At 69.5% G+C, this 19,966-nt stretch carries 19 protein-coding genes; all 19 read right to left on the bottom strand.

Translation table 11 applies throughout. The features are described 5' to 3' along the window. Positions 1–63: 63 nt before the first annotated feature. Positions 64–1,509, bottom strand: a complete 1,446-nt coding sequence (gene atpD, locus NQU54_RS25415) for a F0F1 ATP synthase subunit beta (protein ID WP_069866825.1) — start codon at positions 1,507–1,509, stop codon at positions 64–66. A gap of 4 nt (positions 1,510–1,513) precedes the next feature. Continuing rightward, positions 1,514–2,428, bottom strand: a complete 915-nt coding sequence (locus NQU54_RS25420; RefSeq protein WP_257633140.1) for a F0F1 ATP synthase subunit gamma — start codon at positions 2,426–2,428, stop codon at positions 1,514–1,516. A 2-nt stretch (positions 2,429–2,430) separates the two neighbouring features. Continuing rightward, on the bottom strand, positions 2,431–4,002 hold the full coding sequence (atpA, locus tag NQU54_RS25425; RefSeq protein ID WP_257633141.1) for a F0F1 ATP synthase subunit alpha: 1,572 nt from the start codon (positions 4,000–4,002) through the stop codon (positions 2,431–2,433). Positions 4,003–4,091: 89 nt separating this feature from the next. Beyond that, complete coding sequence (locus NQU54_RS25430) at positions 4,092–4,907, bottom strand: F0F1 ATP synthase subunit delta (RefSeq protein WP_257633142.1); 816 nt, start codon at positions 4,905–4,907, stop codon at positions 4,092–4,094. Next, entirely contained in the window at positions 4,904–5,479 is a 576-nt protein-coding gene (locus NQU54_RS25435; protein ID WP_257633143.1) for a F0F1 ATP synthase subunit B, read from the bottom strand. The genes NQU54_RS25430 and NQU54_RS25435 overlap by 4 nt, the downstream gene beginning before the upstream one ends. Before the next feature lie 42 nt (positions 5,480–5,521). Further along, a complete protein-coding gene (locus NQU54_RS25440; RefSeq protein ID WP_093464694.1) occupies positions 5,522–5,758 on the bottom strand; it encodes an ATP synthase subunit C-like protein in 237 nt (78 codons plus the stop codon). A gap of 75 nt (positions 5,759–5,833) precedes the next feature. Then, complete coding sequence (gene atpB, locus NQU54_RS25445; protein WP_257633144.1) at positions 5,834–6,643, bottom strand: F0F1 ATP synthase subunit A; 810 nt, start codon at positions 6,641–6,643, stop codon at positions 5,834–5,836. Positions 6,644–6,907: 264 nt separating this feature from the next. Then, complete coding sequence (locus NQU54_RS25450; protein WP_257633145.1) at positions 6,908–7,363, bottom strand: Cg1360 family ATP-synthase-associated protein; 456 nt, start codon at positions 7,361–7,363, stop codon at positions 6,908–6,910. 291 nt (positions 7,364–7,654) lie between these two features. Continuing rightward, positions 7,655–9,076, bottom strand: coding sequence for an MraY family glycosyltransferase (locus NQU54_RS25455; protein ID WP_257633156.1), 1,422 nt, complete (start codon positions 9,074–9,076; stop codon positions 7,655–7,657). A 63-nt stretch (positions 9,077–9,139) separates the two neighbouring features. Continuing rightward, the gene (gene glyA / locus NQU54_RS25460; protein WP_257633146.1) at positions 9,140–10,429 is read right to left on the bottom strand and encodes a serine hydroxymethyltransferase; all 1,290 of its coding nucleotides are present in this window, start codon (positions 10,427–10,429) and stop codon (positions 9,140–9,142) included. Positions 10,430–10,573: 144 nt separating this feature from the next. Further along, positions 10,574–11,233: an arsenate reductase/protein-tyrosine-phosphatase family protein gene (locus tag NQU54_RS25465; protein WP_069866846.1), complete on the bottom strand. Its 660-nt coding sequence runs from the start codon at positions 11,231–11,233 to the stop codon at positions 10,574–10,576. Beyond that, positions 11,230–11,877, bottom strand: coding sequence for an L-threonylcarbamoyladenylate synthase (locus NQU54_RS25470; protein ID WP_069866848.1), 648 nt, complete (start codon positions 11,875–11,877; stop codon positions 11,230–11,232). Before NQU54_RS25470 ends, NQU54_RS25465 begins: the two co-directional genes overlap by 4 nt. Positions 11,878–11,926: 49 nt before the next feature. Beyond that, positions 11,927–12,772: a peptide chain release factor N(5)-glutamine methyltransferase gene (gene prmC, locus NQU54_RS25475; protein ID WP_069866849.1), complete on the bottom strand. Its 846-nt coding sequence runs from the start codon at positions 12,770–12,772 to the stop codon at positions 11,927–11,929. Between the two features lie 55 nt (positions 12,773–12,827). Beyond that, positions 12,828–13,898, bottom strand: coding sequence for a peptide chain release factor 1 (gene prfA / locus NQU54_RS25480; RefSeq protein ID WP_257633147.1), 1,071 nt, complete (start codon positions 13,896–13,898; stop codon positions 12,828–12,830). A 127-nt stretch (positions 13,899–14,025) separates the two neighbouring features. Then, positions 14,026–14,250, bottom strand: a complete 225-nt coding sequence (gene rpmE / locus NQU54_RS25485; protein WP_201851294.1) for a 50S ribosomal protein L31 — start codon at positions 14,248–14,250, stop codon at positions 14,026–14,028. Between the two features lie 166 nt (positions 14,251–14,416). Further along, positions 14,417–15,541 (bottom strand): LCP family protein, encoded by a 1,125-nt coding sequence (locus NQU54_RS25490; protein WP_257633148.1) that lies wholly within the window; start codon positions 15,539–15,541, stop codon positions 14,417–14,419. 356 nt (positions 15,542–15,897) lie between these two features. Beyond that, positions 15,898–18,021 (bottom strand): transcription termination factor Rho, encoded by a 2,124-nt coding sequence (gene rho, locus NQU54_RS25495; RefSeq protein ID WP_257633149.1) that lies wholly within the window; start codon positions 18,019–18,021, stop codon positions 15,898–15,900. A gap of 395 nt (positions 18,022–18,416) precedes the next feature. Continuing rightward, the gene (thrB, locus tag NQU54_RS25500; RefSeq protein WP_069866853.1) at positions 18,417–19,331 is read right to left on the bottom strand and encodes a homoserine kinase; all 915 of its coding nucleotides are present in this window, start codon (positions 19,329–19,331) and stop codon (positions 18,417–18,419) included. A 396-nt stretch (positions 19,332–19,727) separates the two neighbouring features. Then, a partial coding sequence (locus NQU54_RS25505; protein ID WP_257633150.1) for a hypothetical protein occupies positions 19,728–19,966 on the bottom strand: 239 nt, incomplete at its 5' end.

The following is a 19,966-nucleotide window of genomic DNA, read 5'->3' on the forward strand; positions in this document are numbered from 1 at the left end:
AAGAATAACGGGCGTACGGAGAGGGGCGGGACCGGGCCCACCCCTCTCGCGGAGCTACCGGGCTCAGGAGACGCCCAGCTCCTTGGCCTTGGCCTTCAGGTCGTCCAGGCCACCGCACATGAAGAACGCCTGCTCGGGGAAGTGGTCGAACTCACCATCGGCGATCGCGTTGAACGCGGCGATCGACTCGTCCAGCGGAACGTCCGATCCGTCGAGACCGGTGAACTGCTTCGCCGCGTGGGTGTTCTGCGACAGGAAGCGCTCGATGCGGCGGGCGCGGAAGACGGTGAGCTTGTCCTCCTCGCCGAGCTCGTCGATGCCCAGGATGTTGATGATGTCCTGGAGGTCCTTGTACTTCTGGAGGATCGACTTCACGCGCGAGGCGCAGTCGTAGTGATCCTGCGAGATGTAGCGCGGGTCCAGGATCCGGGACGTCGAGTCCAGCGGGTCCACCGCCGGGTAGATGCCCTTCTCCGAGATCGGCCGGGAGAGCACCGTGGTCGCGTCGAGGTGCGCGAAGGTGGTCGCCGGGGCCGGGTCGGTCAGGTCGTCCGCGGGGACGTAGATCGCCTGCATCGAGGTGATCGAGTGACCGCGGGTCGAGGTGATGCGCTCCTGGAGGATGCCCATCTCGTCGGCCAGGTTCGGCTGGTAGCCCACCGCGGAGGGCATCCGGCCGAGCAGGGTCGAGACCTCGGAACCGGCCTGGGTGAAGCGGAAGATGTTGTCGATGAAGAACAGCACGTCCTGCTTCTGCACATCGCGGAAGTACTCCGCCATGGTCAGACCGGCCAGGGCGACGCGCAGACGGGTGCCCGGGGGCTCGTCCATCTGGCCGAAGACCAGCGCGGTCTGCGGGAGCACGCCGGACTCGGCCATCTCCTCGATCAGGTCGTTGCCCTCACGGGTGCGCTCGCCGACACCGGCGAACACGGAAACGCCCTCGTGCAGCTTGGCCACACGCATGATCATTTCCTGGATGAGCACGGTCTTGCCGACGCCCGCGCCGCCGAACAGACCGATCTTGCCGCCCTTGACGTACGGGGTCAGCAGGTCGACGACCTTCAGACCGGTCTCGAACATCTCGGTCTTGGACTCGAGCTGGTCGAAGGCCGGGGCCTTGCGGTGGATGGACCAGCGCTCGGTGACCTCGGACTCGGCCTCGGGCTCGTTCAGGATCTTGCCGAGGGTGTTGAACACCCGGCCCTTGGTGACGTCGCCGACGGGGACGGTGATGCCGTCGCCGGTGTCGGTCACCGCGGCCTGGCGGACCAGACCGTCGGTGGGCTCCATGGAGATGGCGCGGACCAGGCCCTCGCCGAGGTGCTGGGCGACCTCGAGGGTCAGGGTCTTCTTCGCCCCCTCCTGGGAGGGGTCGGCGACCTCGACGGTCAGCGCGTTGTAGATCTCCGGCATCGCGTCGACGGGGAACTCCACGTCGACGACCGGGCCGATGACCCGCGCGACGCGGCCGGAGGCCACAGCGGTCGGCTCAACAGTGGTGGTCATAGTGTCAGTCACTCCCCGCAGAGGCGTCGGCCAGAGCGCTCGCGCCACCGACGATCTCGCTGATTTCCTGGGTGATGTCGGCCTGGCGGGCCGCGTTGGCAAGCCGCGTGAGCGACTTGATGAGCTCTTCGGCGTTGTCGGTCGCCGACTTCATCGCCCGCCGGGTGGCCGCGTGCTTGGAGGCGGCGGCCTGGAGCAGGGCGTTGTAGATACGGGACTCGACGTACCGCGGCAGCAGGGCGTCGAGGACGTCCTCCGACGACGGCTCGAAGTCGAACAGCGGAAGGATCTCGCCCTTCGCCTTCTCCTCGTCCGCCTTCTCCTCGAGGCTGAGCGGCAGCAGCCGGTCGTTGACCGGCGTCTGCGTCAGCATCGAGACGAACTCGGTGAACACGATGTGCAGCTCGTCCACGCCGCCGTCGGCCGTGTCCTTGAGGACCGCCTCGATCAGCGGGCCCGCGATCTTCTTGGCGTCCGCGTAGGTCGGGTTGTCGGTGAAGCCGGTCCACGACTCCGTGACCTTGCGCTCACGGAAGCCGTAGTAGGCGACGCCCTTGCGGCCGACGATGTAGGCGTCCACCTCTTTGCCCTCGCCGCTGAGCCGCTCGGTGAGCTGCTCGGCCGCCTTGATGACATTGGAGGAGTAGCCGCCGGCCAGACCACGGTCGCTCGTGATGAGCAGCAGCGCGGCCCGCGTCGGGTTCTTCGCCTCGGTGGTGAGCGGGTGCTGGGTGGTGGAGCCGGTGGCAACCGCGCCCACCGCCCGGGTGAGCTCACTGGCGTACGGACTCGACGCGGCCACCCGGCGCTGCGCCTTGACGACGCGCGAGGCGGCGATCATCTCCATCGCCTTGGTGATCTTCTTGGTCGCAGAGATGGACTTGATCCGCCTCTTGTAGACCCGGAGCTGGGCACCCATGCTCAGCCCTCGCCCAGCAGCTTGCCGTCCGAGGTCTCGAACTGCCGCTTGAAGGAGTCGACGGCCTCGCTCAGCGCCTGGATGGTGTCGTCGGACATCTTGCCGCCCTCGACGATGCTGGTCAGCAGCGACTTGTGCTCACGGTGCAGGTAGTCGAGCAGCTCCCGCTCGAAGCGGCGGATGTCCTCGACCGGGACATCGTCCATCTTGCCGGTGGTGCCGGACCAGATGGAGACGATCTCGTCCTCGGTGGAGAATGGGGCGTACTGCGACTGCTTCAGCAGCTCGACCATGCGCGCACCGCGCTCCAGGGAAGCCTTGGAGGCCGCGTCCAGGTCGGAGCCGAAGGCGGCGAACGCCTCGAGCTCGCGGTACTGGGCGAGGTCCACCCGGAGCCGGCCGGAGACCTGGCGCATGGCCCGGTGCTGGGCGGAGCCACCGACTCGGGAGACCGAGATACCGACGTTCAGGGCCGGGCGCTGACCGGCGTTGAACAGGTCGGACTCCAGGAAGCACTGGCCGTCGGTGATGGAGATGACGTTGGTCGGAATGAACGCCGAGACGTCGTTGGCCTTGGTCTCCACGATCGGCAGACCGGTCATCGAACCGGCACCCATCTCGTCGGAGAGCTTGGCGCAGCGCTCCAGCAGCCGGGAGTGCAGGTAGAAGACGTCGCCCGGGTACGCCTCACGGCCCGGCGGGCGGCGCAGCAGCAGGGAGACGGCACGGTAGGCGTCGGCCTGCTTGGACAGGTCGTCGAAGACGATCAGAACGTGCTTGCCCTGGTACATCCAGTGCTGGCCGATGGCCGAGCCGGTGTAGGGGGCGAGGTACTTGAAGCCCGCCGGGTCGGACGCCGGGGCGGCGACGATGGTGGTGTACTCCAGGGCACCGGCCTCCTCCAGCGCGCCGCGCACGGACGCGATGGTGGAACCCTTCTGGCCGATGGCGACGTAGATGCAGCGGACCTGCTTCTTCGGGTCGCCGGAGCGCCAGTTGTCGCGCTGGTTGATGATCGTGTCGACGCAGAGCGCGGTCTTGCCGGTCTGCCGGTCGCCGATGATCAGCTGGCGCTGGCCGCGGCCGATCGGGGTCATCGCGTCGACGGCCTTGTAGCCGGTCTCCATCGGCTCGTGCACCGACTTGCGGTCCATGACCGTGGGGGCCTGAAGCTCGAGGGCTCGGCGGCCCTCGGTCTCGATCTCGCCGAGGCCGTCGATCGGAGTACCCAGCGGGTCGACGACGCGGCCGAGATAGCCCTCGCCGACGGCGACCGAAAGGACCTCGCCGGTGCGGTGCACCTGCTGGCCCTCCTCGATACCGCTGAACTCTCCGAGGACGACCGCACCGATCTCGCGCTCCTCGAGGTTGAGGGCGAGACCGAGGGTGCCGTCCTCGAACTTCAGCAGTTCGTTCGCCATGGCCGAGGGAAGACCCTCGACCCTCGCGATGCCGTCGCCGGCAACGCTGACCGTACCGACCTCCTCGCGCGAGGCCGCGTCCGGCTGGTACGCCTGGACAAAGTTCTCCAGCGCGTCCCGGATCTCCTCCGGCCGGATCGTGAGCTCCGCCATCTGGGTTCCCTGCTCTCCTTGTTGGGCCCGAAGTATCTGACTACGGCCCAACTCGGGCCGCTTACATGCTTGTTGAGTTGGTGGCTGTGTCAGCCGGCCATCCGCCGGGTCGCCTCTTCGAGGCGGTCCGCGATGGTCCCGTTGATGACCTCGTCGCCGATGCGCACCGAGATCCCGCCGAGGACCGCCGGGTCCACGTCGAGATTGAGGTGCATCTTCCGTCCGTACAGCTTCCCCAGTGCCTCACCGAGCCGCTGCTTCTGCCGGTCGCTGAGCGGCACCGCCGAGGTGACGACCGCGACCGTACGGTCCCGGCGCGCCGCCGCCAGCTTGGACAGCTCGTCGAGACCCGCCTCCAGGCTACGACCCCGCGGATGGCTCACCAGGCGGATCACCAGCCGCTCGGTCACCCGGTCGGCCCGGCCGCCGAGCAGCTCGCGGACCAGCCCGGCCTTGGCGGAGACGCTCGCCCGCCGGTCGGTGAGCGCGCCCCGGAGCTCGGCCGAGGAGGAGACGATCCGGCCGAACCGGAACACCTCGTCCTCGACGTTGTCGAGGGTGCCCGCCCGCTCGGCCGCCACCAGGTCGGCCGCGTCGGCCAGCTCCTCGATCGAGTCCACCAGGTCACGCGAGCGCGACCAGCGGGAACGGACCAGGCCGGAGATCAGGTCGATGGTCTCCCCGCCGACCTGCCCACCCAGCACCCGCGCGGCCAGCCCGGCCTTGGCCTCGCCGGGCTGCGCCGGGTCGGTGAGGACCCGGCGCAGCGAGACCTCGCGGTCGAGCAGCGCGGTGACGGCGGCCAGCTCATCGGCGAGCTTCGTCGCGTCGACGGCGGTGTTGTCCGTCAGGGCGTCGAAGCTCTCGCGCGCGGCTGCCAGTGCATCCCGGCTCGCTCCGTTCATCGGCCGGCCTCTGCCTTCGAGCCGTCGGCCGCCGTCGAAGCCTTGTGGTCGAGCTCGTCGAGGAACCGGTCGATGGTGCGGCTCTGCCGGGCCACGTCCTCGAGCGACTCACCGACGATCCGGCCGGCCAGGTCGGTGGCGAGCCTGCCCACGTCCTGGCGCAGGGTCTGAGCGGCCTGCTTGCGATCGGCCTCGATCTGGGAGTGACCGGCAGCGATGATCTCCTCACGCTGCCGCTGGCCCTCCGCGCGCATCTCGGCGATGAGCGCGGCACCCTGCTCCTGCGCCTCCTGGCGCAGTCGCGCGGCCTCGTGACGGGCGTCGGCGAGCTGGGCTCGGTAGTCCTCGAGGACCTGCTGGGCTTCGGCCTGAGTGGCCTCGGCCTTCTCCATGCCGCCTTCGATCGCCTCGCGGCGCTCCTCCAGAACCCGGTTGATGTTCGGGAGGAGCTTCTTGGCGAGGAAGAAGAAGACGATGGCAAAGGCGATCAGGCCGATGACCAGCTCCGGGACCGGCGGGACGAGGGGGCTCTGCTCCTCCGCCTCCTGCGCCAGGTATACCAGGGCGTTCACATCAGTGCCTTTCGTCGAAAGGGGCAATCGGTAAGCGTCAGATCACTTACCGAACACGAACGGCATGACAATGCCGATCAGGGCCAGCGCCTCACAGAAGGCGAAGCCGAGAATCTGGTTGGCGCGAATCAGGCCGGCCGCCTCGGGCTGACGTGCCAGGGCCTGGGTGCCGTTACCGAAGATGATGCCGACGCCGACGCCGGGGCCGATGGCCGCGAGGCCATAACCGATGGAGCCGAGGGAGCCGGAAACACCTGCGGCGAGGTCCACAGCGGACATGCTGTTTCTTCCTTCTCTTTCGCGGACCGGTGGGGGTTGGCCACCGGACGTCTCATGGACGAGGGGTAGGGCTGCTCAGTGGTGCTCGGCGAGCGCGCCCTGGATGTAGGTGCAGGCCAGAAGCACGAAGACGTACGCCTGAACGGCCTGGATGAAGAGCTCGAAGGCGGTCATGACGATGGTCATGACGAAGGAGACACCGGCGTAGGCGATGCCGACCCCGTTCAGCAGGTACCAGCTCGCCACCGTGAACATCACGATCAGCAGGTGGCCCGCGAACATGTTGGCGAAGAGCCGGACCGCGTGCGTGAAGGGCCGCACCAGCACGTTCGAGAAGAACTCGATCGTCATGGCGAGCGGCAGCACCGCTCCCAGCGACTTGTCATAGCCGGTGATGTTCTTGAAGCCGCCGACGAGGCCGTGCTTCCTGAAGGTCAGGCTCATCCACAGGATGTAGACGATGGCGGCCATACCGGCCGGGTAGGCGATGATCGACGTCACCGGGAACTGGGCGACCGGAATGACCGACCAGAGATTCATGACCCAGACGAAGAAGAAGATCGAGACCATGAGAGGGACGTACTTCTCGCCCTCCTTCTTGCCGAGCGCCTCGTAGACGATCCCTCGGCGGACGAAGTCATAGCCCGCTTCGCCGACCATCTGGAGCTTGCCCGGGACCACCTTGGCCCGCCCGAAGGCGGCCCAGAAGAACCAGACGATGGCGACGGTGCCCAGCAGAGCGAGCAGCATCGGCTTGTTGAAGTCGAACCCGCCCACCGAGAAGAGCGGCTCGAACTTGAACGAATGAAGTCCGGGTGCCGGGAAGCCGCACCCATCGAAGATGTGGCAGTTCGTCTCGAAGGCGAGCGTCTGGTCAGAACTCACCGCGAGCTCCTTCAGCGTGGCGCATGGGTACGGCAACCTCGTTGTGTCGGCGCGGCGCACAGCCACGGAACGGCACTGGACTGGTCATACGAATGTCGAAGTGAATGGTCGGCGCGTGGCCGAGTGGTGTGTCGGGCATCAGCTGCATGGGCCGCCGACTCCGTCCCGTGGAATCCGGGGGTTCGGCTACCTGCGCCCGCTGTGCCTCAGATGGCACCGGACGATAGCAGGTGAGCGCACACGCTCTTATCCCGGCCCTACTTCTCACGATGGAGACCCGGCGGGAGCGGACTTCTTCGCCCCGCCGGGCTTGCGTTCGTCCTCGGATTCCGGCTCCACATACAGGATCTTGGCCTTCATGTGCGCACGGGTCTGCGCGCCGACCCACACCAGGGTGGCGGCGAGCAACGCGAAGGCGAACGCCTTGGTGCTGAACAGCGTGGTGTCCTTGAACACCGCGAGCACGACCGCCACCAGCAGGAACTGGGTCATGTAGAGCACCAGGCCCATCGCCTGGAAGAGATGCGGGAGGTACTTCGCGGTGCGCTGCAAAACGATCAGGCCCATCGCCATGACCCCGGCGGCGACCACCGCTCCGAACCCCGCCCCGATCGCTCCCTTGCCACCTGCGAGCACAGAACTGACAGCGACCGCGACCACACCGGCGACGGCTGTGGGCACGGCGCAACTCAGGAGCGTTCTGGCGTCGTTGGACTGCATGAAGGGTTTCTCCGGCAAGAGTCGGAAGCAACGATTCGTCGTGGACGAGCGTATCCCCGGGGACAGAGGAGACCTCACGACGAAGAGCCATCGCCCTACGGCCCCTCGGGTCTAAGCACCGGGTTTAGTGAACGGTATCACAAACTATTTGATGAGGTCTTTACCCACCAGATGTGCTGCACGTCACACGGGAGAGTTATGCGGTGTGTACCGTGCTGACGCCGTCCTGTGATCTTCAGCGCCCTTCCCGACCGGCATCTCCCGGCGTTTTCTGGGGAATTACCAGGGGGATTACCGGGACGATCCGATCCTGCGGCGGTGGATGAAACGGGACCGGTCGCCGATCGCGGTGGCGCCGTTCACAGCGCCGTTCGCCCCGTTGTCCGCTCCGCCGTTCACCCCCGGGCCCACGGGATCGGGCGCGATCATCTCCGGCCCCGAGGCCGCGGACCCCGCGCCGGCCGTGGCCGCCACGGGCTCGGCGGGAGCCTCGGCCGGTGTCCCGGCGCCCTGCTCGGCCCGGCCGATCCGGTTGGCGCGGCGGTAGCGAGGCGGAACGAACGCCTCCGCCCAGCGCGGCACCCGCGGGGTGAACCGCGGCAGCAGCAACAGCACCAGCCCGACCCCGCTCAGCGCGACGATGGCGAGCACGAACCACACACCCGCCGAGTTCACCGAGTAGGCCACGGCGCCGAAGGCGATCAGCGCCGACCAGAAGTACATGATCAGGACGGCCCGGCTGTGCGAGTGGCCGATCTCCAGCAGCCGGTGGTGCAGATGGCCACGGTCGGCGGCGAACGGCGACTGGCCCCGCCAGGTGCGCCGGACGATGGCCAGCACCAGGTCGGCGAAGGGCACCGCGATGACGGTCAGCGGCAGCAACAGCGGGATGTAGACCGGGACGGTGGCGTGCACCGCGGCCTGCTCCGACCCCTCGAACAGCTTCATCGCGTCCGGGTCGACCTGGCCGGTGATGGAGATGGCGCCCGCCGCCAGCACCAGCCCGATCAGCATCGAGCCCGAGTCGCCCATGAAGATCCGCGCGGGGTGCGCGTTATGCGGCAGGAAGCCCAGGCACATCCCCATGAGGACGGCGGCGAACAGGGTGGCGGGCGCGGCCGCCTCCAGGCCGTAGCCGTACCAGATGCGGTACGCGTACATGAAGAACGCGGCCGCGGCGATGCACACCATCCCGGACGCCAAACCATCGAGCCCGTCGACGAAGTTGACCGCGTTGATGGTGATGACGACCAGGGCGACGGTGAGCAGCGTGCCCTGCCAGGGGGTCAGCGAGACCGGCCCCACACCGGGCACCGGAAGCCACAGGATGGTCAGACCCTGGAGCACCATCACACCGGCGGCGATCATCTGGCCGCCCAGCTTGATCAGCGCGTCCACGCCCCACTTGTCGTCCAGCACGCCGAGCAGCCAGATCAGCCCGGCGCCGGACAGCAGCGCCCGTGGCTCGTTGGACAGCTCGAAGACGTCCTTGAGGTTGGTGAGGTGGGCCGCGACCAGCAGCCCCGCGCACAGCCCGCCGAACATGGCGATGCCACCGAGCCGCGGCGTGGGCTCGCGATGCACATCACGGGCACGGATCTCTGGCATCGCACCGGCCGCGATGGCGAATTTCCGCACCGGCCCGGTCAGCAGATAAGTGACCGCGGCCGTGATGCACAGAGTCAGCAGGTATTCACGCACAGGCTGCCCCAGAGGTATCGCTGGCCATCACAGCCCCACACCCTATGCGTGTCGGACGCCTCTCGGTGAACGTACTTACAGACGTCCTACACCTTCGGATGGTTGCATGATTCGACCCTCGTCCGGATAGGGCGGAAATCTCCCGGCCAGTTCCGCCACCTTTTCCCGTACCACGCCCTCGTCCCGCAACACGGTTCCCATGAGGGCGGCTATCCGCTCCATTTCCGGAGCTCCCATTCCCTGGGTGGTCACCGCGGCGGTGCCCAGCCGCAGCCCCTTCACGCATCCCCGGGGGTCCGTGGCGGAGGCCAGGGCGCAGGTGTCCAGGACGATTCCGGCGGCCGCGCAACGGCCCTTCGCGGTGCGCCCTTCCAGGCCCAGCGGGGCCGTGTCGGCGGTGATCATATGGGTGTCGGTGCCGCCCGTGGTCACCGCGAGACCCTCCGCGACCAGGGCGTCCGCGAGCACCCGGGCATTGGCCACCACCCGCCGCGCATAGGCGGTGTAGGCGGGCGCCGCGGCCTCGCCGAACGCCACCGCCTTGGCCGCGACGGAGTGCATCTGGGCGCCGCCCTGGGTGAACGGGAACACCGCCCGGTCGACCCGCTCGGCGAGCTCCGCACCGCACAGCAGCATTCCGCCGCGCGGCCCGCGCAGCACTTTGTGTGTCGTTGCGCACACCACGTCCGCGTACGGCACCGGAGAGGGCGCCACCTTTCCCGCGACCAGACCGATCGAATGGGCGGCGTCGGCGATGAGATACGCGCCCACCTCGTCGGCTACGGCGCGGAAGGCGGCGTAGTCCAGGTGGCGCGGGTAGGAGATCGAACCGCAGACGATCGCCTTCGGCCGGTGGGCACGGGCGAGCTCGCGGAGCTGCTCGTAGTCGATCAGACCCGTCGCCGGATCGACGCCGTAGCCGATGAAGTCGAACCAGCGGCCGGAGAAATTGGCGGGTGAGCCATGGGTGAGGTGGCCGCCGTGCGGCAGCGCCATCGCCAGCACCGTGTCCCCGGGCCGCAGCAGCGCGGCGTAGGCGGCCAGCACCGCCGAGGACCCCGAATGCGGCTGCACATTGGCGTGCTCGGCGCCGAACAGCGCCTTCGCCCGGTCCTGGGCCACCCGCTCGGCGATGTCCACGATCTCGCAGCCGCCGTGGTGGCGGGCGCCTGGATACCCCTCGGCGTACTTGTTGGCCAGCGGCGAGGCCAGGGCCGCCAGTACGGCCGGCGAGGCGAAGTTCTCGGCCGCGATCAGCTGAAGTCCGCCGGAGACGCGGTCGATCTCGCTCAGGATGATCCCCGCCAGCTCCGGGTCCTGGCGGGTGAGCGCTCCGAAATCGGGGCCCCAGGGGGTGACGGCCATGGCGTGCTCACAGCCTTGGGAGGGGACAACGGGGGGCATAGACAGACATAGGTGGTCACCCCCAATGTAGGCCCCACACGGCCCCCGGGCGCGCCGTGCGGCCCGGAAAACCCCATGGTGAGCCCCCTTTGGGACTCCGAGGGGCTACGCGGGCGCGGGAACGCCCGTCAGCGCCGTGACGACCGGGTCCAGGGCCTGGTTGATCTCGTCCCCGATGGAACGGAAGAAGGTGATGGGCGCCCCGTACGGATCGTGCACCTCGTCCGCGTCCTCGTTGGGCGCCAGCAGCCAGCCGCGCAGCGCGGCCGCCGCTTGGACCAGGGCGCGGGCGCGCTCGACCACGCCGCCCGCCTCCTCCGGGTCGGGCAGGGTCGCGGGGTCTATGGCCCGCACCAGCCGGGTGAACTCCTTGAGCGTGAAGGTGCGCAGCCCCGCCGAATGCCCCATCGAGATGACCTGGGCCCGGTGGTCGCGGGTGGCGGTCAGCACCAGGTCGGCGCGGATGACGTGCTCGTCCAGCAGCTCACGGCCGAGGAAGCCCGCCGGGTCGGCGCCGAAGTCGGTCAGGACCGTCGCGGCGTGCGCCTCCATGGGCGCGCCCTCATGGCCCCAGGTGCCGGCGCTCTCCACGATCAGACCGCGGGTGCGGGCGCTTCCGAGGCGGTGCGCGAGGGCGTGCCGGGTCAGCCGCTCGGTGATCGGCGAGCGGCACACATTGCCGGTGCTGACGTGGAGGATGCGGAAGGTGGCCTCGGCGTTCTTCTCACGGTGTTCCGCTATGCCACGCCCCTCAGGGGCTGTCAATTCGCCACCTCGAGGTCGGGTACGACCTCCCGGAGCTGCTCGGCGGTGAGCGCGCCCGCCCGGAGCAGCACCGGCACCTTGCCGGTGACGTCGACGATCGAGGAGGGCACGGCGGCCGGGGTCGGCCCGCCGTCGAGGTACACCGAGACGGAGTCCCCCAGCATGTCCTGGGCGGCGTCGCAGTCCTGCGGAGAGGGGTGGCCGGTCAGATTGGCGCTGGAGACCGCCATCGGGCCGAAGTCCGTGAGCAGCTCGATCGCGACCGGGTGCAGCGGCATCCGGATCGCGACGGTGCCCCGGGTCTCCCCCAGGTCCCAGGTGAGCGAGGGCTGGTGCCGGGCGATGAGGGTGAGGGCGCCGGGCCAGAAGGCGTCCACCAGCTCCCAGGCCATCTCGGAGAAGTCGGTGACCAGTCCGTGCAGGGTGTTCGGGGAGCCGACCAGCACCGGGGTGGGCATGTTGCGGCCGCGGCCCTTGGCCTCCAGCAGATCGCCGACCGCCTCGGCGTTGAAGGCGTCCGCGCCGATCCCGTAGACAGTGTCGGTGGGCAGCACGACCAGTTCGCCGCGGCGGACGGCGGAGGCGGCCTCGCGCAGGCCGGTCTTGCGGTCGGTCGCGTCCCCGCAGTCGTATCGCCGTGCCATCTTTAACGGACCTCCTCGTACGTGGCCAATGTGTGGTGCGGTGCCGCCGTCACGGCATGGCCTTCCGCGCGGTGGCGAACCGGGGCCGGTTGTTCAGGTCGGGGTGGTCGGCGGCGTCCGCCCAGCCACGCTCCTCCGTGAAGATCCACGGCACCTGGCCGCCCTGGGTGTCTGCGTGTTCGATGACCACCACGCCCCCGGGGCGCAGCAGCCGGTGGGCGGTGCGCTCCAGGCCACGGATCACATCGAGGCCGTCCTCACCGGAGAAGAGCGCGAGCTGGGGGTCGTGGTCGCGGGCCTCCGGCGCGACGTACTCCCACTCGGTCAGCGGGATGTACGGCGGGTTGCTGATGACGAGGTCCACCTGCCCGTCCAGCTCGCGCAGGGCCGTCAACGCGTCCGCGTGATGGAGAACGACGCGGGACCCCTCGACGTTCTTGCGGGCCCAGCGCAGGGCGCCCTCGTCCAGCTCCACGGCGTGCACCCGGGAGCGCGGCACCTCCTGGGCGAGCGCCAGGGCGATGGCCCCGGAACCGGAGCACAGATCGACGATGAGCGGTTCCACGACGTCCATGGCGCGGACCGCGTCTATCGCCCAGCCGACCACCGACTCGGTCTCCGGCCGCGGCACGAAGACCCCCGGTCCGACCTGGAGCTCCAGATAGCGGAAGAAGGCGCGCCCGGTGATGTGCTGAAGGGGCTCACGGGCCTCACGTCGGGCCACCGCCTCCCAGTAGCGGGCGTCGAAGTCGGCGTCGGGCACGCCGTGCAGCTCTCCCCGCTTGACGCCGTGCACAAAGGCGGCGAGCTCTTCCGCGTCGAAGCGCGGAGAGGGCACGCCCGCGTCGGCCAGCCGCTGAGTGGCCTGCGCCACCTCGGCGAGCAGCACGTTCACTGAATTCCTCCAGCTGGTCCGGACAAGGGCACGAAGCGTTCGAGAGGTGCGCGGCTCAGCCCGCGGCCGCCAGCTTGACGGCCGCGTCGGCGTCGACGCACGCCTGGATGACCGGATCGAGTTCGCCGTCGAGCACTTGGTCCAAGTTGTACGCCTTGAAACCGACCCGATGGTCCGAGATCCGGTTTTCCGGGAAGTTGTACGTGCGGATGCGCTCGGACCGGTCGACGGTGCGGACCTGGCTGCGGCGCGCGTCCGACGCCTCCCGCTCGGCCTCCTCCTGGGCCGCGGCCAGCAGCCGCGAGCGCAGGATGCGCAGCGCCTGCTCCTTGTTCTGGAGCTGGCTCTTCTCGTTCTGGCAGGAGACCACGATGCCGGTGGGCAGGTGGGTGATGCGCACCGCGGAGTCGGTGGTGTTGACCGACTGGCCGCCGGGGCCGGAGGAGCGGTAGACGTCGATCCGCAGATCGTTCGGGCCGATCTCGACCTCGACCTCCTCGGCCTCGGGCGTGACCAGCACACCGGCCGCGGAGGTGTGGATACGGCCCTGGGACTCGGTGGCGGGCACCCGCTGCACCCGGTGCACCCCGCCCTCGTACTTCAGCCGGGCCCAGACGCCCTGGCCGGGCTCGCCGGTGCCCCTGGTCTTGACCGCGACCTGGACGTCCTTGTAGCCGCCGAGGTCGGACTCATTGGCGTCGATGATCTCGGTCTTCCAGCCGACGCGCTCGGCGTACCGCAGATACATCCGCAGCAGGTCGCCGGCGAACAGCGCGGACTCCTCGCCGCCCTCCCCGGCCTTGACCTCGAGGATGACGTCCTTGTCGTCGCTGGGGTCGCGGGGCACGAGCAGCAGCCGGAGCCGGTCGGTCAGCTCCTCGCGGCTCAGCTCGAGCTCCTTGACCTCGTCCGCGAAGTCGGGGTCGTCCTGGGCCAGCTCCCGGGCGGTCTCGATGTCCTCCCCGGCCTGCTTCCAGGCGCGATAGGCGGTGATCACCGGGGTCAGCTCGGCGTAACGCTTGTTGAGCCGCCGTGCCTCCCGCTGGTCGGCGTGGACCGCGGGGTCGGCGAGTCGCTTCTCGAGGTCGGCGTGTTCGCCGATGAGTTCCTCGACCGCCTCGAACATCGGAGGGCTCCCTGAGTGGTCTGCTGGGTGGCGTTGCGGAAGAAGTGCCGGGAGGGCCGGTGACGACAAAACGCCGGTCCGGTCGCCCCAGGGGAGGGACGACCGAAGACCGGCGCCGAGCGGGTCGCTACTTCTTGGCGGACCCGGCGTTCTTGCCGAAGCGGGCCTCGAACCGCGCCACACGGCCACCGGTGTCGAGGATCTTCTGCTTGCCCGTGTAGAACGGGTGGCACTCGGAGCAGATGTCGGCGCGGATGGTGCCGCCGCTCACGGTGCTACGGGTGGTGAAGGACGCGCCACAGGTGCAGCTGACCTGCGTCTCGACGTACTCCGGGTGGATCTCGCGCTTCAAGGGAATCTCCTAGGTTCGGGAGGGTACCGGGTCGACGGGCGGGTTGCCTGTCGTGAACCGGGACCGACGGTCCAGTCTGCCAGTACTGGCCGCATCCCCCAAAACCGGGGTACGGGCCGGGATATTCCCGGCCCTCCCCCGGCGCCGCTCGACGCCCTCCCCGGCGCTACTCGACGACCTTGCCCGCGCTGGTGGCGTCGCCCGCGGAGCCCTTGGTCGCGGAGGCGGGGACCGGCTGGTCGTGGCGGAGCGCGGTCCATATCAGCTGGGCCTTGCGCTCCATCGGCAGCACCCGGGCCGGGTTCTGCGGGTCGTACTCGACCGGCAGCGTGGTCATCTTCATGTTGCCCGAGCCGATGCCCTTGAGGGATTCGGCGAAGCCCTTCAGCTTGCTCACCGAGGCCAGTTCGGAGTCGGTGGTGAGCGCCTTGGTGGAGGTGTCCGCGAGGTCGTAGAGCTTCTTCGGGTTGCCGAACACATCGACGTGCTTGACCTGGTCCAGCAGCGCCTTGACGAACGCCTGCTGGAGCTTGATCCGGCCGAGGTCGCTGCCGTCGCCCACGCCGTGCCGGGTGCGCACCAGGCCCAGGGACTGCTCCCCGTTCAGCGTGTGCGGTCCCGCCTCGAGGTCGAGGTGGCTCTTCGGGTCGTGGATCGGGGCGGTGGTGGTGATGTTGACGCCGCCGAGGTCGTTTATCAGCTGCTTGAAGCCGGAGAAGTCGACCTCGAGGAAGTGGTCCATGCGTATGCCGGTCATGGACTCGATGGTCTTGATGGTGCAGGCCGGGCCGCCGGCCTCGTAGGCGCTGTTGAACATGGCCGCCCGCACGGCCGGCGTCTGCTGCCCGTCCTTGGTGGTGCAGGAGGGCCGCTGTATCAGGGTGTCGCGCGGGATGCTGATGACGCTGGCCTTCTTATGGCCCTTGTAGACGTGGACGATCATCGCCGTGTCGGAGCGGGAGGTGCCCTCGTCCTTGCCGTACTCCGCGTTCTTGCCGGCCCGGGAGTCGGAGCCGAGGACGAGGATGTCCATCGAGCCGTTGTCGACGTTCTCGGGGCGGTTGGCGCCGAGGGCGGCGTTGACGTCGACGCCGGTGAGGTTGCCGTTCAGCTTGTAGTAGAGGTAGCCGAGTCCGGCGCCGCCCAGCACCAGCACGGCGGCCAGCGTCCACACTGTGTAGAGCACGGCCCTGCGGCGTGTGCTGGGCCGCTTGCGGCGGCGGCCGGCCGTCGCCCCGCGGGCGCGGCGGTGGCCCGGGGTCACCGGTGCGTTGCTGCTGTCCTCGGCCATGTGCTCCTCAGTCCTGTGTGCTGCCCCGAGTACCCCCTGCCGTCACGGTCAGGCGTGGCGTCGCGGATTCGCGCTGGAGTCAGCCTGGGTTCCGGCCCCGTATTCCGACCTGACAGATGGAAGGCCGTGCGCCAGGGTTGCATACGCACGGTGGCCGTTTTCCGGGCGGGCGGCCCGGCGTTCCGTTCGTCCCCTTCGTCCGCCTTACCGCTCTGACCTGCCCTTTCGCGGGCGATAACATGATCAAAGCCGGTCCGGGCCCCGGTTTTTCGCTGTGACCCACCTCTCATGGAACGCGACGAGGCCCCCCGCGATGCGGGGGGCCTCGGCCACGGTCCGTTCCGGCGGATGTCCGCTCAGTCGCCGTTGTTGCCCGGAGTGGGCGTGGTCTTGGCGATCTGCATCAGGAACTCGGCGTTCGACTTCGTCTGCTTCATCTTGTCCAGCAGCAGCTCGATGGCCTGCTGGGAGTCGAGCGCGTGCAGCACCCGGCGGAGCTTCCAGACGATGTTCAGCTCCTCCGGCGCCAGCAGGATCTCCTCCTTGCGGGTGCTGGACGGGTCGACGTCCACCGCCGGGAAGATGCGCTTGTCGGCGAGCTTCCGGTCGAGCTTGAGCTCCATGTTGCCGGTGCCCTTGAACTCCTCGAAGATCACCTCGTCCATGCGCGAGCCGGTCTCGACCAGCGCGGTGGCCAGGATGGTCAGCGAGCCGCCGTCCTCGATGTTGCGCGCGGCGCCGAAGAACTTCTTCGGCGGGTAGAGCGCGGTCGAGTCGACACCACCGGACAGGATGCGGCCGGAGGCCGGCGCCGCCAGGTTGTAGGCGCGGCCCAGGCGGGTGATCGAGTCCAGCAGGACGACCACGTCATGGCCCAGCTCGACCAGGCGCTTGGCCCGCTCGATCGCCAGCTCCGCGACGGTGGTGTGGTCCTCGGCCGGGCGGTCGAAGGTCGAGGAGATGACCTCGCCCTTGACCGACCGCTGCATGTCGGTGACCTCTTCCGGCCGCTCGTCGACGAGGACGACCATCAGATGGCACTCGGGGCTGTTGCGGGTGATCGCGTTGGCGATCGCCTGCATGATCATGGTCTTACCGGTCTTCGGCGGGGCCACGATCAGACCGCGCTGCCCCTTGCCGATCGGCGCGACCAGATCGATGATCCGGGTCGTCAGCCCGCCGGCCTCGGTCTCGAGGCGCAGCCGGTCCTGCGGGTAAAGCGGCGTCAGCTTTCCGAACTCCGGCCGCCCGCGCCCGGTTTCGGGCGCCATGCCGTTGACCGAGTCCAGCCGCACCAGCGCGTTGAACTTCTCGCGGCGCTCGCCCTCGCGGGGCTGGCGCACCGCGCCGGTGACGTGGTCGCCCTTGCGCAGACCGTTCTTGCGGACCTGGGCGAGCGAGACATAGACGTCGTTCGGGCCCGGGAGGTAGCCGGAGGTGCGGATGAACGCGTAGTTGTCGAGGATGTCGAGGATGCCCGCGACGGGGATCAGCACATCGTCCTCGGACACCTGCGGCTCATTGCCGAAGTCGTCGCGGCCACGACGGCCACGGCGGTCGCGGTAGCGGCCGCGGCGCCCGCGGCGCCCGCCGTCGAAGTCGTCGTCGCTCTCCTCGGCGCGCTGCTGGCCCTGTCCGCGCCCGTCGCGCTGCTGACGGCCGCCGCCGTCCTCGCCCTTGCCGCGGCGGTCGCCGCGGTCGCGGTCGCCACGGTCGCGCTGACGCTCCCGGCGGTCGCCCTTCTGGCCGCGCTCCTGGCGGTCACCGCTCCTGGCGCCCTTGCCCTCGGCGGTGTCGACGGCGGCCTCGGCCTTGCCGTCGCCCTTGGGCTCGGTCCTGGTCTCGGTCTTGGCGGAGACGTCGGTACGCGCTTCCGCCTTGGTCTCGACAGCGGTGGCCGTGCCCCCGGAATCGGGGGTGGTGGCGGGCGCGGTGGCGCGACGGCGGCGGCGCTCACCGGCCGGCTGCTCATCGCCGGCGGGCTCACCGGGCTGGCCGGGGATCTCGATCTGCTGCTGCGCGACGGCCTTCTCCTCGGCGTCGGCCTTGTCGGCCTTCTCCGCCTTCCCGGCGGACTTCGAGGACTTGGCGCTGCCGGTCTTCTCCTCGCCGTCGTCGCCCGTACGGGCCCGGGAGGTGGTGCGGCGCTTCGGCTTGGTCACCCCCTCCGCGGCGGACGGGGTGCTCTCGGAGCCCTGGGCGGAGCCGGAGCCCGCGGCCTGCTTCTCCTTGATGACCTCGATCAGCTGGCCTTTGCGCATCCGCGCGGTGCCCCTGATGCCAAGGCTCGAGGCGAGCTGCTGGAGCTCGGCCAGGACCATGGCGTCAAGGCCGGTGCCCGAGCGGCGTCGCCGCGGGGCAGCGCCCGTGGCAGCACCGGTGGCGGGCGCGGAAGCGTCCGTGGCGGGCGCGTTGTTGCCGACACCGCTGTCGGAGGTGCCGGAGGCGTTCACGCCCATCAGATCGGTGGTGTCGCTCACGAAGGGTCCTTCCCTGGAGCGGGCGTCGGCCTGTCTGGCTCGGCGACCGGTTGTGCTGTCCGGCTGTGGTCCTTCCGTTACGGACCGGGCCGGGGCGGTGGTCCGCCGGGTAGGCGGAGAGATTCATGGTTCCGACGCGACGGAGGGTTCAGGAGAATCCGCCACGCCGATTCCGGAGCGTGCTCGATACTGCTCAGGCAGGCTGCTCAGGCAGTGTGGGAGGCTCCCGGAAGAAGGGTGGTCCCGGATGGGGACACCAAGCACCTCGCCTCCGAGTACATCCAAGAGGCATCCAGTGCAGACTTGAGGTTAACACTACCGGATCCAACAAACATTCCCCCTCTCCAAGACCGGCTATCGAGTTTTCCCGGGTCCGGGGCGCCCCGGACCAGGTGTCAGTTGAGCGGCAGGACGCTCGCCCCCCCGGCGTCGAGAGCCAGCCGGTTGGCCGCCCACCCCTCGCCCGCCAGTCGTGCGACCTTGTCGGCCGCACCGTCCTCGACCAGCGCGAGCACCGTGGGGCCCGCGCCGGAGATGACCGCGGGGACGCCGTCCGCCCGCAGTCGATTCACCAGATTCACGCTCTCCCGCATCGCCGGGGCGCGGTATTCCTGGTGCAGCCGGTCCTCCGTCGCCGCGAGCAGCAGCTCGGGACGCCTGGTCAGGGCCTCGACGAGCAGTGCGGCCCGGCCCGCGTTGACCGCCGCGTCCACATGCGGGACGGTGCGCGGCAGCAGGCCGCGGGCGGTCTCGGTGAGCACCGGCCGACCAGGGACGAAGACCACCGGAACGATGGAATCCGCAGGGTCCATCCTGATCGCCCGGGCGGACCCCGCGTCGGTCCAGGCGAGGGTGAAACCGCCGAGCAGACAGGCGGCGACATTGTCGGGGTGGCCCTCGATCTCGGTGGCCAGCTCCAGCATCGCCTCGTTGTCGAGCCGCTCGGCGCCACCTATGGTCACCGCGCGCGCGGCGACGATCCCGGCGCAGATGGCGGCGGAGGAGGAGCCCAGGCCCCGGCCGTGCGGAATGCGGTTCGCGCAGACCAGCTCGAGACCGCGGGGCTGCCCGCCCAGCAGGTCGAAGGCGGTGCGCAGGGACCGTACGAGCAGATGCTTCTCGTCACGCGGCAGCGTCTCCGCGCCCTCACCGGCGATGTCGACGTGCAGACCGGAGTCGGCCACCCGGACCACCACGTCGTCGTAGAGGCCCAGGGCCAGACCGAGGGCGTCGAAGCCAGGACCGAGGTTGGCGCTCGAGGCGGGGACGCGCACTCGGACGGCGGCGGCGCGGAACGCTGGACCGGCCATCGCTCGATGACTCTCCTTGTGGTTACGTGCGATTGCTCGAAGAGGTACGGAACACCGCGAGGGCCGCGACAAGTACGGCGACGCCGCGCAGAGGCAAGCGCTCTGCGTCGGGGCGGATTCAGTACAGCCTATCGAAGGAAGGTTCTGTGGCGACATAGGGCGCACGGGAGGCGCACGATGCGTGTCGCGCTCCCTGCCATCGTCCGCGACCACTGTACTGGAGCGTTCCGCGCGCCCTCGTGCTCCTCTGCCACCGCTTGAGCGGATCTTTAGATGAAACCCCGGAAGGGGGCCCGCCGGGTGCGCGGAGGCCCGGTGATTCCGGGGCCTACGGCCCGCTGAAACCCTCGCCGAAACTCCGTCGGAACTCCGTCGGAACTTCGGCCGAAACGCCCGTCACAGCAGGTCGGCGGTGCCGAACCGGATGGGGGCGCACTCTGCCGGAACGGCTCGCTCCGAGCGGGGGCGCACGGTGCCGGAACGGGCCGATCCGAGCCGGGGCACACGGTGCCGGAACGGCCCGGAACAGCTCGCTCCGGGCCGATCCGGGCCGGGCCGCGCCGAATCGGCGCGGCCCGGTCCGCGTCGCGCGTCGATGGCGTGACGCAGTGCGTGCCGTGGTCGCGGCGTGCGGT

It is taken from the genome of Streptomyces malaysiensis subsp. samsunensis (genome assembly GCF_024519315.1).
Classification (GTDB): Bacteria; Actinomycetota; Actinomycetes; order Streptomycetales; family Streptomycetaceae; genus Streptomyces; species Streptomyces malaysiensis.